This window comes from Helicobacter sp. WB40 (genome assembly GCF_027859275.1).
GTDB classification, from domain to species: domain Bacteria; phylum Campylobacterota; class Campylobacteria; order Campylobacterales; family Helicobacteraceae; genus Helicobacter_D; species Helicobacter_D ibis.
Genome location: NZ_JAQHXS010000027.1, coordinates 1 through 435 on the forward strand (window position 1 = coordinate 1; position 435 = coordinate 435).

General features: G+C 30.6%; 1 pseudogene. It reads left to right on the forward strand.

Annotated features, from left to right (window positions below):
- Positions 1-435, forward strand: a pseudogene (locus PF022_RS08795) (methyl-accepting chemotaxis protein); the annotation flags it as partial.

Genomic DNA, 435 nt, shown 5'->3' on the forward strand with positions numbered 1-435 from the left:
CTCTAATCCAAGATCAAAAAGCAATAGCTCAATCTGCAGAAACAGCAAAAGCAATAGAAAGTGGTGATCTAACAGCAAGAATAATTGAAAATCCTGCTAATCCTCAATTAGTAGAATTAAAAAATGTTCTAAATAAAATGCTTGATGTATTACAAAGTAAAATTGGTTCTAATATGAATGAAATAACTAGAGTATTTGATAGTTATAAATCATTAGACTTTACAACAGAAGTAAAAGATGCTAAAGGTGATGTAGAAGTAACAACAAATATATTAGGTGAAGAAATAAAAACAATGCTTAGAGCATCAGCAAGCTTTGCACAAGATCTAGCTAAACAATCTGAAGAATTAAAAACATCTATGCAAAGACTAACAGAAGGAAGTCAATCTCAAGCAAGTTCTTTACAACAATCAGCAGCTGCCATAGAAGAGATAA